The following is a 14,858-nucleotide window of genomic DNA, read 5'->3' on the forward strand; positions in this document are numbered from 1 at the left end:
TGCTTGCAGCGGCCCCGTCAGGGGTGAGGCCCAGAGGATGGGCCGAATAAGGCAGTCAACACCCCTGCGGTTTGAAAGATGAAGGGTATATTTTGAATAAAGATTTTGCACACTATTACCAGCAAATCCGCAGCAAGCAAAAACGCGAGACGTTGATCTGGTCGCTCGGCCTGGTGGTGCTTTATCTGGGCGCCGGCAATATCGCCGAGTTCAACTTGCACACCGTGTGGCTGTCGATCCCTCACTTTTTTGATTATCTGGCGGAAACCATTCCGACCCTGCACTGGAAGTTGCTGTTCGCCGATGGCCATACCGAAGGGTCATTGGCCTACTGGGGTTATCGGCTGAACATTCAACTGCCGCTGATCTGGGAAACGCTGCAATTGGCGCTGGCGGCGACCCTTCTGTCAGTGTTGGTGGCAGGCGTTCTGGCGTTTCTGGCGGCCAACAATACCCATAGCCCGGCAACGTTGCGCATGGCGATCCGCACGCTGGTGGCCTTTTTGCGCACCATGCCGGAGTTGGCGTGGGCGGTGATGTTTGTGATGGCGTTCGGTATCGGGGCTATTCCGGGTTTTCTGGCATTGGCGCTGCACACCATAGGCAGCCTGACCAAACTGTTTTATGAGTCGATTGAAACCGCCTCCAACAAGCCGATTCGCGGGCTGACGGCCTGCGGCGCGACATCGCTGCAACGTATGCGTTTTGGCATGTGGCCTCAGGTGAAGCCGGTGTTTCTTTCGTACAGCTTTATGCGGCTGGAAATCAACTTCCGCCAGTCGACCATTCTGGGGTTGGTGGGGGCGGGCGGCATTGGCCAAGAGCTGATGACCAGTATCAAGCTCGATCGCTACGATCAGGTCAGCATGACGTTGCTGCTGATTATCCTGGTGGTCTCGCTGCTGGATTACACCTCAGGTGAGCTACGCAAACGCGTCGTGGAGGGAAAAAAATGATAACGGCACCCACTATTTCGACGGAAAAGCTGCAAACGCTCAAACAGCAGCACCCGGAGATTTTCTCACAGCAACGCCGCTACCTGCGCACCATCGGTATAGTGACAGCGGCTATCGCGCTGTATTACCTGTTCTTCTTCCAGTTTTTCGGCATTGCCTGGCCGCAGTTTATTAACGGCTGTCATCAGCTTGGCCGCTATTTTATGCGCATGTTTGTCTGGCATGACTTCGTCAACTGGCCGTTTATGTACTACTTCCAGCAGATATTTATCACCATTGGCATAGTGTTCGCCGGCACAATCACTGCCTCGTTGATTGCCTTGCCTCTGTCGTTCTTTGCCGCGCGCAACGTGATGTCGACGCCGTTGCTGCGACCGGTTTCGCTGCTGGTGCGCCGCCTCTTGGATATGCTGCGAGGTATCGACATGGCCATTTGGGGGCTGATTTTCGTCCGTGCCGTCGGCATGGGGCCACTGGCTGGGGTATTGGCTATTGTGATGCAGGACGTCGGGTTACTCGGCAAACTCTATGCCGAAGGGCACGAAGCGGTAGATAAATCCCCCAGCCGTGGTCTGACGGCAGTGGGTGCCAACGGCCTGCAAAAGCACCGTTATGGTATCTTTACCCAATCGTTCCCCACTTTTCTGGCGCTCAGCCTGTACCAGATTGAATCCAACACCCGATCTGCGGCGGTGCTGGGCTTTGTCGGCGCCGGTGGTATCGGCCTGGTCTATGCGGAGAACATGCGGCTGTGGAACTGGGACGTGGTGATGTTCATCACCCTGATCCTGGTGGTGGTAGTGATGATAATGGATAAAGTGTCATCCATCCTGCGCAATAAATACATCATTGGCGAAGACATCCCGCTGTATCAGCAAAAAAGCCAAATCGATTGAGAAACCCCGCTCTGATCCCTATACTGCCGCACATATTCAAGATGTGCGGCCATACCCGTCGTCTTTCAAGCCGCAGCGTTGTTACCTGCTTACAAGGTCCATCCATGGTCCTTGCCCCTACGGGGCCGCTGAGCGCGCGTTCAAATCTGTTTCCGACAGATTTGTCGCTCACCCCAGTAACTTACTCGAGTAAGCGCCTGGGGGTGAGCGAGCTGGGAGCCTGGCTGCGACTTGAAAGCCATAGGGTATTACAATGTGCATGTATCTCGGTTTACAAGCTAAAGGCAATTCTATGATCAACAATGACGTGCTGCGCAGCGTGCGCTACATGCTGGGTATCAACGACGCGAAAATGGTGGAGATTATCAAGCTGGATAATTTCGACGTTGCGGTCTCGGCAATGAGCACTTATGTCATCAAGGAAGGTGAGCCGGGGTTCGAAAACTGCCCGGACGAAGTGATGGCGCACTTCCTGAACGGCCTGGTGTTCTTCAAACGCGGCAAGGATGACAAATTCCCGGCACCGGAAGTGGAACTGCCGATCACCAACAATCTGGTGTTGAAAAAGCTGCGCGTAGCCTTCGAGTTGAAAGATACCGATATGCACGAGATCTTCACCGCGGTTGATTTCCGTATCTCCAAGCCGGAACTGAGCGCGCTGTTCCGCAAAGAAGGCACCAAAAACTTCCGCCCCTGTGGCGATCAGATGCTGCGTTATTTCCTGAAAGGTTTGGCGCAGCGTATTCGCGGCGTAAAATAAAAATCTAAAAAATTTTAAGCGCTGTCGTAAGACGGCGTTTTTTTTGTTGACTATTTACTTGCTGGGAAATATAAGTAAGTTGTCTTATCGGTTTTTTTAAGGTTGATTACTTTTTTTTCATTACTGTGGGATTTAAACTAACGGACAGTATTTTGAGGGATTAAATTTTGAATTTTAACTTCGCTATTCCGATTGAAAATTCTCAAATGAGTTTTACGCTTGAGAATGGGAACTCTATTATATTTGTTGGGGCTAATGGTGGTGGAAAAACACGCCTGGCCGTTAAAATAGAGAATGAGCTAGGGTTAAGTGCACATAGAATTTCTGCACATCGTGCATTAAGTTTAAACCCCTCAGTGGCAAAAATAAGTGAAAGGCAAGCCCTCTCTGGATTACGAACGGGATATGCAGATGAAAGCTCAGGTGTTCAGTATAGGGACGGTCGTCGCTGGGGAGGCAAACAGGCAGTAAACCTGCTGAATGATTTTGATTATCTTATTCAGGCACTGTTTGCAGATCAAGCCAATACCTCCTTAATTGCATATAACAAATATAAGCCTGGTGGCCAGGGGGCTGCATCTGATTTTAAACTGACTAAGCTTGATAGGCTTAATGATATATGGTCACGATTACTTCCACATCGAGTGCTACATATTTCTGGTGATGATATTTTGGTCTCACTGCCAGGCCAGGAAACCATGTATAAAGCCTCCGAGATGAGCGATGGAGAACGGGCCATTTTCTATATGATTGGTCAAGTGCTTGTTGCAGATGATAATCAGGTGTTGATCATCGACGAGCCAGAGCTGCATGTCCATCGTTCTATTATGTCAAAGTTGTGGGATGAGCTTGAAGCGGCACGCTCTGATTGTGCATTCGTGTTTATTACTCACGAATTAGAGTTTGCTGCCGCGCGTACCGCCCAAAAGTATGTTATTCGTGATTACAACCCTGCACCGTTTTGGTCTATAGAGGCGGTTCCGGAAGATACGGGTTTTGGCGAGGAGCTGACTACCCTAATCCTGGGAAGCAGAAAGCCGATTCTTTTTGTCGAAGGGAGCAATAGCAGCCTCGATTTAGCCATATACCGTAGTTGTTATCCCGAATGGACTGTAATACCCCGTTCATCATGTAGTGAAGTTATTTATTCAGTTGTAACATTGCGGCATAACGCTATGTTTACCCGTATAACATGTTCTGGAATTGTCGACGCTGATGACTATGATGAGGATGATAAAACGTATCTTGAAACTCTAGGTATTACCACGCTGTCAGTTTCAGAAGTTGAAAATTTAATTTTATTGCCTGATGTGAGCCGTGCTATTGCTGTTAGCGAAGGCTATGCTGATGATGAACTATCTACCCGACTCTCTAACTTGTCAGAGGCAATATTTAATTCCGTTTCTGTACCCGAGGCTATAGAACTGGTTGTTGCTCAATATTGCCGGCGGCGTATTGACCGAGCACTGAAGAAAATCGACTTGAGCAGGGCAAGGACCATTTCTGAAATTGAATCTGAATATGCTGAAAAGACGAATGATTTAAATATCCGTGAAATGGCTGATGGTTTGATGGGTAAAATTCAGCTTGCAATAGAGACCAAGGATTTACCGATGCTGTTGGCGCATTATGATAATAAAGGTTTTGTATCTTTGGCTGCGACACACCTTAAATCTTGTCAGAAGAGAAATTTCGAGGCTTGGCTACTTAGGGTTTTGAGAAACAAAACAAATCCAGGTGTTACGGCCGCGATATCTGGTTACTTACCGGTAATTTAAAGGTGTAAGTTGTGGCGAACAAGAGGGTTTGGTGAGTTTGTTCGTGGCAAGACGGTTAGCTGTTAGATTGAAGGTGCCGGGCTATTTGCCCGGCGCCGTTTTAAATCAGGATGCATCACGTACCAGAATATTCGTTGGCGGATGCAGACTGATGCTGATCTGTTTTTCCGCCGCCGTTTGGCGGTATTCATTGAGCATTGCGCGGATATCGTCGTCCAGATAATTAATCCCTTCGCAATCGATAATCACCGTGCTGTTGTGCTCAATCTGCCCCAGCAAATGCATCAACCGCATCTTATTGAGGAAGGTCAGGTTTTGCTGACACTGCAGCAGATAATGGTCGTCGTAGCGGGTCAGCCGCAGGGCGTGACGGTTGCTTTGATACAGGCTCCACAGTAGTTGCGCCACCAGGCCGATGGCAATACCCGCCAGCATGCCAAACACCAGAATACCGCCGAGGGTGGCGGCAAAAGGGACGAACTGTTGCAGGCCCTGACGCCACAGAGTGATAAAAATACGGGGGTGCGCCAGCTTAAAACCGGTGTAGATCAGGATGGCCGCCAGGCTGGCCAATGGAATGCTGTTGAGCAGTTCGGCAAACAGCAAGGCGCTGAGCAACAACAGCACGCCATGCAGCAGAATAGAGACCCGGCTGCGTGCACCGGCCTGCACGTTGGCAGAGCTACGCACAATGACGGAGGTAATCGGCAAGCCGCCCAACAGCCCACTAATGCAGTTGCCCACCCCCTGCGCGCGCAGTTCTTTATCGGGTGACGGTTCCGGCATCATTGGCGCCATCTTTTTCAACGCTTCCTGACTCAGCAGGGTTTCCAGACTGGCAACTATCGCCAGAGTAATGGCTACCAGATAGACCGCAGGATTACTCCATGCCTGCCAGTTGGGCAACGAAAATTGCCCTTGCAGGGCTTCAAGGCTATCGACTGCCGGTAATTCAATTCGGGGTAGCGTGCCGATGGCGGGCCAAATCTTCTGGCCCAGCCAGACAAACAGACAACCCCACAACACGGCGACCAGCGGGCCAGGTAATGCCGTCAGCCGCAGGCGTTGTTTGAGCGCTGACTTCCCCCAAAAAACAATCAGTAGCAGCGCACCCAGCGTAAGCATGACTGCCGCCGGGGCAATATCTCCACGGAGTTGCTCGGTGGACGGTGTTTCACTCAGACCATGCCCAGACGGATAGCCCATTGCCAGCGGCAACTGTTGCAGGATCAGTAAAATGCCGATGGCGGCCAACATGCCGTGGATCACGGCTCCGGGGATCAATGCTGCCAGTTTGCCGCCGCGCAGCAGGCCGAAGGCCAGTTGCAATATGCCGGCCAAGAGCAGGGCGAATAAGAAGGTGGAAAAGTCGCCCAGCGTCAACATGGCACCGGTGACAATGGTCACCAGTCCGGCGGCCGGGCCGCTGACTGAAAACGGTGAAGGGCTGAGCAGGGTGACGACTATGCCGCCAATCACGCCGGTGAGCAGGCCAACGAACGGCGGGACACCGCTGGCTTGCGCAATGCCCAGGCTCAATGGCAGGGCAACCAGAAAGACCACCAGCCCGGCGGGCAGGTCAAAACGCAGATTGGCACGATTCATGTGACCTTCCCGGCAGCGTTGCGCTGCTCCAGCACATTCAAAAATCCGTTATGCATATCGTAAATGCAGCCGACCAGCGTCAACCCGGCATTATGTCGCCAGGCGCGTTGGATTAACTGGGTTTTGCTGAGGGTATTGAGTTGGAGTTGTACGTTGATGTGGGCCGCTTTATTCAGGTTGTCGTCATGGGTTTCGGTCTCAGTTGGCAAATGCGGCTCTAGTTTGGCACGTAGCGAATTGAGTCGGCGTGTGAGTGAGTCCTTACTGGGGGTATTAGGATTATTCAGAGCCGCTTTGATCCCACCGCAACCGTAATGTCCGCAAATCACGATGGCCCCGACATCCAGATGTTCGACCGCGTATTGCACCACGCTCATCAAATTATCATCCTGCTCTTCGACCACGTTGGAGATATTGCGGTGTACAAACAGCTCGCCGGGTTGCGCACGAACAATAGTTTCGGCAGGGACCCGGCTGTCGGAGCAGCCAATCCAAAGAATGTGCGGTTTCTGCGCCTGTGCCAACTGTGGGAAGTAATGGGGATCGCGGGATTGTTGCTGAGTTGCCCAACTGCGGTTTTTAACCAGCAGATGATTAATCGATGTCATGATAGCTCCTTGGGTCAGGGTATTAAGTCGCGATAAAAGTCAGCGCTGAAATTCAGGCCGCCGCCACTAGCAATAATTCCTGACCAAGGTTAGTTCAATCACACCACCAATGATAAGAAGGCTTTGTGTAAAGTTTTCTATATTGAGGCGGGTTTGGTTGGTTTCTGGGCTTTTAATTCTATTAGGTTATAAATATATATCCGTTATTTTATGGTCTTTAATTCTGTATTTTTAATTTTTCCCAGTATTTAAGTTTTGCTTGTCGTTAGTTATATAATTCATCATTCTTTTTTGTTTTTGTATTAAAAATCAGTTAATAAAATTATTTAGTAACTAAATAATTTATCATATCCCCAGGCTAATGATTTCTGATTAATCGTAAATGGGTATTCCATTACACGCATGGAATTCAGGGTTAATTAATGAAATCCATTTCGGTAGATCGCCAAAATACTATTTAGTGCACCTTTTTTGTTCGTCACTTGCCCACGAATAGTGCAGGTTTTTGCTGTTTTATTATAAGTTTTTCTTATATTTCATTGAAATCAGCCGATTAAAAATTGGCACGCCGGTTGCTATATGAATCCCATCTTGTGTACCAGATGGAATTTTGCCGATGACTCAGTCCGTTAGCCTACGCGGTTTCACCCTCAGCGAGTGGCAGCACCATTATCATACCCGCCCGGCCGGCGAGCGCATGGCCAGCGTGCGTGCCTCGCTGGTTGCCTGGCTGGCCAATTTGCCAGCGGATGACAATGCCTGGCTGTATCTGGCCAGCGTTGCACAACTGGAGGCGCAGTACCAACAACTGGCCCAACGGCTTGAAGCCGTCGCCGGGGACATCAGCCGCCTGCCGCTGTTTGGCGTGCCTTTCGCGGTCAAAGACAATATCGACGTCGGCGGCTGGCCGACGACCGCCGCCTGCCCGGAGTTTGCCTATCAGGCGGCGACGGATGCAACCGTGGTTGCCAATCTGCGCGCCGCCGGTGCGCTGGTGATCGGAAAAACCAATCTCGATCAGTTCGCTACCGGCCTGGTAGGCACCCGCTCGCCGCACGGCGCGGTAGTGAACAGTTTCGACAGTCGCTACGTCAGCGGTGGTTCTAGCTCAGGCTCGGCCTCGGTGGTGGCACGCGGCCTGACGCCGTTTTCCTTGGGCACCGATACCGCCGGTTCAGGGCGCGTCCCGGCCGGATTCAACAATATTGTCGGCTTGAAACCGACCAAGGGCTGGTTGTCGAACTGTGGCGTGGTTCCCGCCTGTCGGCTCAATGACACGGTATCGATATTCGCCCTGACGGTGGCGGATGCCGCGCTGGTGGCCGAATTGGCGGGGGGCTATGACCCGGCAGATGCCTATTCCCGCATCAATCCCCATACCGCCCCGGCGAGTTTCCCCGCGGCACCCCGCTTTGCGGTACCGGCACAGCTCGAGTTTTTCGGCGATACCCAGGCCGAGCAGGCATTTCAACGGGCGCTGGAGCAACTGAAAAGCTGCGGCGTAACGCTGGAAACCCTCGACTTTACCCCGTTCCGCGTACTGGCAGAGCAGCTCTATTACGGCCCCTGGGTGGCGGAACGCACCGTGGCGGTTGAAAAGATGCTGAGTACCAACCCGCAGGCGATTAATCCGGTGGTGCGCGGCATCGTCAATAACGGCCTGAAGTACAGCGCCTGCGACGCCTACAAAGCCGAATATCTGCGTGCCGAGCTGGCGCGGCAGATTGAGCAACGGCTGGCTCCCTTCGACGCACTGGTGGTGCCGACCTCACCGACCATTCGCACACTGGCGGAAATGGAGCAGGAGCCGGTGTTGTTCAACTCGCAGTTTGGCACCTACACCAATTTCACCAATCTGGCCGATCTGAGCGCGCTGGCGCTGCCGGCGTCGATGCGTGACGACGGCCTGCCCACCGGTATCACGCTGGTCGCTCCCGCCTGGCACGATCGGGCGCTGGCCGCCTTCGGGCTGCGCTGGCAGCAGGCACAGGATCTGCCGTTGGGTGCCACCGGCCGCCCATTACCATCGGCGAATAGCCTTATACCTTCGACCCAGCACGTGCGGGTGGCGGTGGTGGGTGCGCACCTCAGTGGAATGCCATTGAATTTCCAGCTCACGCAGCGTGCAGCGGCTTTGGTGGAACAAACCACCACCGCGCCGTGCTACCGGCTGTACGCGTTGGCCAATACTCAGCCGCCAAAGCCGGGGTTGGCAAAAACCGAACAGGGGGCCGCTATCGATGTCGAGCTGTGGGATATCCCGCTGGCGCGTTTCGGCGAATTGGTGGCGGAAATACCGGCACCGCTGGGTATCGGCACGCTGTTACTGGCGGATGGTCGCCGGGTGAAAGGCTTTATCTGCGAACCCTGGGCGCTACAGGGTGCCACGGATATCACTGAATTTGGCGGCTGGCGCAACTATGTCGCCAGCCTGAAGGGGGCTTAATCATGTTTTCTACCGTACTCATTGCCAACCGTGGCGAAATTGCCTGCCGCGCCATCCGCACCCTGAAACGGCTGGGAGTGACCAGCGTAGCGGTTTATTCCGACGCCGACCGCAATGCACCACACGTCACCGAAGCCGATTTGGCGGTGGCGCTGGGCGGTGAAAAGGCCGGTGACAGCTACCTGTGTATCGACAAGATCCTGGCGGCGGCGGCAGAAACCGGCGCACAGGCGATCTATCCCGGTTACGGCTTCCTTTCCGAGAGCGCTGAGTTTGCCGACGCCTGCGAAGCGGCGGGCATCGCTTTTATCGGCCCGACGGCGGCGCAAATTCGTGAGTTCGGCCTGAAACACCGGGCGCGTGAGCTGGCGGCACTGGCACAGGTGCCGATGACGCCGGGTACCGGCCTGTTGGATAGCGTTGAGCAGGCGGTCAACGCCGCCAGCCAGATTGGCTACCCGGTGATGTTGAAAAGCACCGCCGGCGGTGGCGGTATCGGCCTGACGCGTTGCGACGACGAAGCCGCACTGCGTGAAGCCTACGACAGCGTGAAACGGCTGGGTGAGCAGTTCTTCCGCGACTCCGGGGCCTTTATCGAGCGCTTTGTCGATCAGGCCCGTCATGTCGAAGTGCAGATCTTTGGTGATGGTCAGGGCTGGGTGGTGGCGCTCGGTGAGCGCGATTGTTCATTGCAGCGCCGCAACCAGAAAGTGGTGGAAGAGACCCCGGCACCGAACCTGCCGACGGCTACCCGTCAGGCGCTGCATCAGGCGGCGGTAGCACTGGGGGCGTCGGTTAATTATCGCAGCGCCGGTACCGTGGAGTTTATCTACGACGGCGCGCGCGACGAATTTTATTTCCTCGAGGTCAATACTCGCCTGCAGGTGGAGCATCCGGTGACCGAGATGGTTACCGGGCTGGACTTGATCGAATGCATGTTGCAGGTGGCGGCGGGGGATGCGCTGGACTGGACGGCGCTGCAACGCCCGCCGCAGGGGGCGTCGATTGAGGTGCGCATTTATGCCGAAGATCCGCTGAAGAACTTCCAGCCCAGCCCGGGCGTATTGACCGAGGTGCATTTCCCGGATGGGGTGCGGGTGGACGGTTGGGTCGCCACCGGCAGTGAGGTATCGGCATTTTACGACCCGATGATCGCCAAGCTGATTGTTCACGGTGAGGATCGCCAACAGGCGCTGGAGAAAATGCGCGAGGCGCTGGATGCCACCCGGCTGCACGGCATCGCGACGAATCTCGATTACCTGCGGCAGGTGATTGCCACCACGGCGTTCCAGACCGGCAGCGTCTGGACCCGCATGCTGGACAGCTTCCGCTTCCAACCCAGCAGTATCGAAGTGCTGCAACCGGGCACTTACAGCAGCGTGCAGGATTTTCCGGGTCGTGTCGGCTATTGGGATATCGGCGTGCCGCCGTCCGGGCCGATGGATGACTTCGCTTTCCGGCTGGCCAACCGCATTGTCGGTAACCACCCCAGCGCCGCCGGGCTGGAGTTCACCCTGCAGGGGCCGACCCTGCGTTTCCATTGCGACGCCACTATTGCGCTGACCGGTGCGGACTGCCCGGCAGATTTGGATGGTGAAGCGCTGGCTTACTGGCAGCCAATAGCGGTTCGGGCCGGGCAGACACTAACGATGGGCCGCGCCCGGCACGGGTGCCGTACCTATCTGGCGGTGCGAAACGGTTTTGATGTGCCGGTGTATCTGGGTAGCCGTTCGACCTTTGCCCTGGGGCAGTTTGGCGGTCACGCCGGGCGCACTCTGCGGGTAGCAGATATGCTGGCGGTGTCGCAACCGGCGTTGGCCGCTACCACCACTCCAGCACCGGTTGCCGCGCCGCAGGCAATGGATGAAAGCCTGATCCCTGAGTACGGCAACCTGTGGAACATCGGCGTGCTGTATGGGCCGCACGGCGCACCGGACTTCTTTACCCCGGAGTCGATCGACAGTTTCTTCGCCGCCGAATGGCAGGTGCATTACAACTCCAACCGCTTGGGGGTGCGCCTGTCCGGGCCAAAACCCGAGTGGGCGCGGCAGGACGGTGGCGAGGCCGGGCTGCATCCGTCCAACGTACACGACTGCGAATACGCCATAGGTGCGATTAACTTCACCGGCGACTTCCCGGTGATCCTTACTCGCGACGGGCCGAGCCTGGGTGGCTTTGTCTGCCCGGTGACTATCGCCAGGGCCGAGCTGTGGAAGGTCGGTCAGGTGAAGCCGGGCGATCGCATTCGCTTCCATCCGATCGGCTTCAAACAGGCGCAATCGCTGGAACAGGCGCAGCTTGGCAGCATCGAAGCGCTGGCGGCGGTGAAGGCCATCACCCTGCCGGCACCAGATCTGACGCCGGGTGCCACGGTGTCTGCTGCTATCCTGGCGGCACTGCCGGCGACCGACAGCCGCCCGGCGGTAGTCTATCGCCAGGCCGGTGACGGCTACATCTTGCTGGAATATGGCGACAACGTGCTCAGTCTGGCGTTGCGGTTACGCATTCATCTGCTGATGCAGTCGCTCAGGCAGGACGCGATCCCCGGCGTCGAGGAGCTGGCTCCCGGCGTGCGATCGCTGCAGATCCGCTATGACAGCCGCGTCCTGAGCCAGGCCGATTTATTGGCGCGCCTGCTGGCGCGTGAACAGGCGCTGGGCGATGTCAGCCAACTGAAGGTGCCGACGCGCACGGTTTACCTGCCAATGGCGTTTGAAGACTCCGCCACCCTGGGGGCGGTGGAACGTTATCAACAGACGGTGCGTTCGTCCGCGCCCTGGCTGCCGAACAACGTTGATTTTATCCGGCGCATCAACGGGCTCAGCACGCGTGAGCAGGTGCGCGACATCATCTTTGATGCCAGCTACCTGATCCTCGGCCTGGGCGATGTTTACCTCGGCGCACCTTGCGCAGTGCCGATTGACCCGCGTCACCGGCTACTCAGTTCCAAATATAACCCGGCCCGGACCCATACCGCCGAAGGTACGGTCGGCATCGGTGGAATGTACATGTGCATTTATGGCATGGACTCACCGGGGGGGTATCAGTTGGTCGGGCGCACGCTGCCGATCTGGAACAAATTCCTCAAAAATCCGCAGTTCAGCGCCGGTGAGCCTTGGCTGCTGCACTTCTTTGATCAGGTGCGTTTCTATCCGGTCAGCGAACAGGAGCTGGATGAGCAGCGCGAGGCATTCCGCGAAGGGCGCGCGCAGGTCCGTATTGAGAACAGCGAATTTGATTTTGCCGAATATAGCCGTTTCCTGGCGGACAACGCCGAAGACATCAGTGCCTTCCAGCAGCGTCAGCAGCAGGCGTTCAGCCATGAAGTAATGCTCTGGCAGGAAGAGGAGGGCGAGGCCGAGGCCCAGTTGCTGCCGCCACAGGATGATGAAGAAAAGGTTGATGGCTATCTGGTCAGCGCCGACCTGAACGGCAGCGTGTGGAAAATTCTGGTGGAGCCGGGGCAGCAGGTCGAAGCTGGCCAGCCGTTGATCGTGGTGGAGGCAATGAAAATGGAGCTGGCGGTCACCGCGCCGCGCGCCGGGATCATCAAGCGCATCAGTTGTCAGCAGGGGCGACCTGTCGGGCCGGGTGACGCCCTGCTGTGGCTGGAGCACGCCAGTTAACCCTGTTTAATTGTCGGGACGCGGCAGACAGCGTCCGCAGAGAGGAATGCGATGCAAATCACCAACAACCGCAGCAAGGCGCGGCCGGAGGGGCTGGCGGAGCGTATCTACCTGCAGCTTAAGGACGACATTTTTGATTTTCAACTGCTGCCGGGCGATCGCTTTAGCGAAAACGAAGTGGCGCTGCGCATGGACGTCAGCCGCACGCCGGTGCGGCAGGCTCTGTTTTGGCTGGAGCGCGAGGGCTACGTCGAAGTGCATTTTCGCAGTGGTTGGCAGGTGCGACCGTTCGATTTTGCCTACTTCGAGGAGCTGTATGACCTGCGCATCGTACTGGAGTGTGAGGCGGTTAAACGGCTGTGCGCGCGGCCAATGGATGAAGTGCCGTTGCAGTTGGAGGCGCTCGGCAGTTTCTGGATCGACGAGCCACGGCGGGAAGACGGCAAAACCGTCTCGCTGCACGACGAACAGTTCCATATGGCGCTGGTGGCGGCGGCGGGCAACGGTGAAATGGCACGCATTCATCGCGAGCTGACCGAGAAAATTCGCATTATTCGTCGGCTGGATTTCACCCAGGGCAGCCGGGTAGAGGCGACCTATAACGAACACGCCGCCATTTTGCGGGCGATTCTGCAACAGCAAACTGGGGAGGCGCAAACGCTACTCAGTAACCATATCGCCGTCAGTAAGGCTGAGGTCAGAAAAATAACCTTACATATGTTGCATCAAGCACGCCTCCAACCCTAACCCGTCGTCTTTCGAGCTGCAGCGTTGTTAGCCGCAACTCGAAATCCATTGGGTCAGATTTTCTTGAAAAGAAGGTTGTTTACTTATCACACATCAGGAGTTTGAATTATGCAACGTCGTCACTTTATAAAAGCTTTTGCGCTGTCCGCCACCATGATCGGCATGAGTATGGCCTGGGGGGCGCAGGCTGCCGATACCATCAAGGTCGGCATCCTGAGTTCGCTTTCCGGCACCATGGCCATTTCTGAAACGCCGCTCAAGGACGTGGCGCTGATGACCATTGATGGCATCAACGCCAAGGGCGGGGTATTGGGTAAAAAACTCGAGCCGGTGGTGGTGGATCCAGCCTCCAACTGGCCGCTGTTCGCCGAAAAGGCGCGTCAGTTGCTGAGCCAGGACAAGGTGGCGGCGGTGTTTGGCTGCTGGACTTCGGTATCGCGTAAATCCGTGTTGCCGGTGTTTGAGGAACTGAATGGCCTGCTGTTCTACCCGGTGCAGTACGAAGGGGAAGAGATGTCGCCCAATGTGTTCTATACCGGTGCGGCCCCTAATCAGCAGGCGATCCCGGCGGTGGAATACCTGCTGAGCGAAGACGGCGGCTCGGCGAAACGCTTCTTCCTGCTGGGTACCGACTACGTTTACCCGCGTACCACTAACAAGATCCTGCGCGCCTTCCTGCACTCGAAAGGCATTCAGGATAAAGACATCGAAGAGGTCTATACGCCATTTGGTTACAGCGACTACCAGACCATCGTCGCCAACATCAAGAAATTCTCTGCCGGTGGCAAAACGGCGGTGATCTCCACCATCAACGGTGATTCCAACGTTCCCTTCTACAAAGAGCTGGCCAATCAGGGCATCAAGGCCACTGATGTGCCGGTGATCGCCTTCTCGGTAGGAGAAGAAGAGCTGCGCGGCATCGACACCAAACCGCTGGTGGGCAACCTGGCGGCCTGGAACTACTTCGAATCGGTGGATAACCCGACCAACAAGCAGTTCGTCAGCGAATGGCGGGCCTATGCCAAGGCGCACAACCTGCCGAACTACGCCACCGCAGTGACCAATGACCCGATGGAAGCCACCTATGTTGGCATCCATATGTGGGCGCAGGCGGTCGAGAAGGCCGGTACCACGGACGTTGACAAGGTTCGCGCCGCGATGGCCGGGCAAACCTTTGCCGCGCCGTCGGGCTTTACCCTGACCATGGATGCCACCAACCATCATCTGCACAAACCGGTGATGATTGGCGAAATTGAAAGCAATGGCCAGTTCAACGTGGTGTGGCAAACCGATGCTCCGCTACGCGCCCAGCCGTGGAGCCCGTACATTGCCGGCAACGACAAAAAGTCGGAAAGCCCGGTAAAAGGCGGTAAGTAATGCCCAGCCCCCGTTACGGCGGGGGCTGACTGAGCCATGCCCTATTGCGACGAGACATC

At 55.7% G+C, this 14,858-nt stretch carries 10 protein-coding genes; 8 read left to right on the forward strand and 2 right to left on the reverse strand.

Annotated elements, in window-relative coordinates:
• Window positions 1-92 precede the first annotated feature (92 nt).
• From phnE (ACUTSU_RS06075) to ACUTSU_RS06090, 4 genes are all read left to right on the forward strand, one after another.
• Window positions 93-956, forward strand: coding sequence for a phosphonate ABC transporter, permease protein PhnE (gene phnE, locus ACUTSU_RS06075; RefSeq protein WP_445649951.1), 864 nt, complete (start codon window positions 93-95; stop codon window positions 954-956).
• Window positions 953-1,852, forward strand: a complete 900-nt coding sequence (gene phnE / locus ACUTSU_RS06080) for a phosphonate ABC transporter, permease protein PhnE (RefSeq protein WP_445649952.1) — start codon at window positions 953-955, stop codon at window positions 1,850-1,852. Before phnE (ACUTSU_RS06075) ends, phnE (ACUTSU_RS06080) begins: the two co-directional genes overlap by 4 nt.
• A gap of 292 nt (window positions 1,853-2,144) precedes the next feature.
• Window positions 2,145-2,612 (forward strand): YehS family protein, encoded by a 468-nt coding sequence (locus tag ACUTSU_RS06085; protein ID WP_174353070.1) that lies wholly within the window; start codon window positions 2,145-2,147, stop codon window positions 2,610-2,612.
• Between the two features lie 167 nt (window positions 2,613-2,779).
• A complete protein-coding gene (locus tag ACUTSU_RS06090) occupies window positions 2,780-4,390 on the forward strand; it encodes an AAA family ATPase (protein ID WP_445649953.1) in 1,611 nt (536 codons plus the stop codon).
• A gap of 105 nt (window positions 4,391-4,495) precedes the next feature.
• On the opposite strand, the gene ACUTSU_RS06095 is transcribed toward ACUTSU_RS06090, so the two are convergent.
• The gene (locus ACUTSU_RS06095; RefSeq protein WP_445653895.1) at window positions 4,496-5,995 is read right to left on the reverse strand and encodes a SulP family inorganic anion transporter; all 1,500 of its coding nucleotides are present in this window, start codon (window positions 5,993-5,995) and stop codon (window positions 4,496-4,498) included.
• Window positions 5,992-6,603: a carbonic anhydrase gene (locus ACUTSU_RS06100; protein ID WP_445649955.1), complete on the reverse strand. Its 612-nt coding sequence runs from the start codon at window positions 6,601-6,603 to the stop codon at window positions 5,992-5,994. Before ACUTSU_RS06100 ends, ACUTSU_RS06095 begins: the two co-directional genes overlap by 4 nt.
• A gap of 616 nt (window positions 6,604-7,219) precedes the next feature.
• Between ACUTSU_RS06100 and atzF the strand changes: the two genes are divergently transcribed.
• The 4 genes from atzF (at window position 7,220) to urtA (ending at window position 14,799) form a co-directional block, all read left to right on the forward strand.
• Window positions 7,220-9,049 carry an allophanate hydrolase gene (gene atzF / locus ACUTSU_RS06105; RefSeq protein ID WP_445649956.1) on the forward strand — a complete coding sequence of 610 codons (1,830 nt, stop codon included), beginning with the start codon at window positions 7,220-7,222 and terminating at the stop codon, window positions 9,047-9,049.
• 2 nt (window positions 9,050-9,051) lie between these two features.
• A complete protein-coding gene (uca, locus tag ACUTSU_RS06110; protein ID WP_445649957.1) occupies window positions 9,052-12,675 on the forward strand; it encodes an urea carboxylase in 3,624 nt (1,207 codons plus the stop codon).
• Between the two features lie 51 nt (window positions 12,676-12,726).
• Window positions 12,727-13,422, forward strand: a complete 696-nt coding sequence (locus ACUTSU_RS06115; RefSeq protein WP_445649958.1) for a GntR family transcriptional regulator — start codon at window positions 12,727-12,729, stop codon at window positions 13,420-13,422.
• Window positions 13,423-13,530: 108 nt separating this feature from the next.
• The gene (gene urtA, locus ACUTSU_RS06120; protein ID WP_445653896.1) at window positions 13,531-14,799 is read left to right on the forward strand and encodes an urea ABC transporter substrate-binding protein; all 1,269 of its coding nucleotides are present in this window, start codon (window positions 13,531-13,533) and stop codon (window positions 14,797-14,799) included.
• The last annotated feature ends 59 nt before the right edge of the window (window positions 14,800-14,858 follow it).

It is taken from the genome of Serratia sp. NA_13 (genome assembly GCF_052691735.1).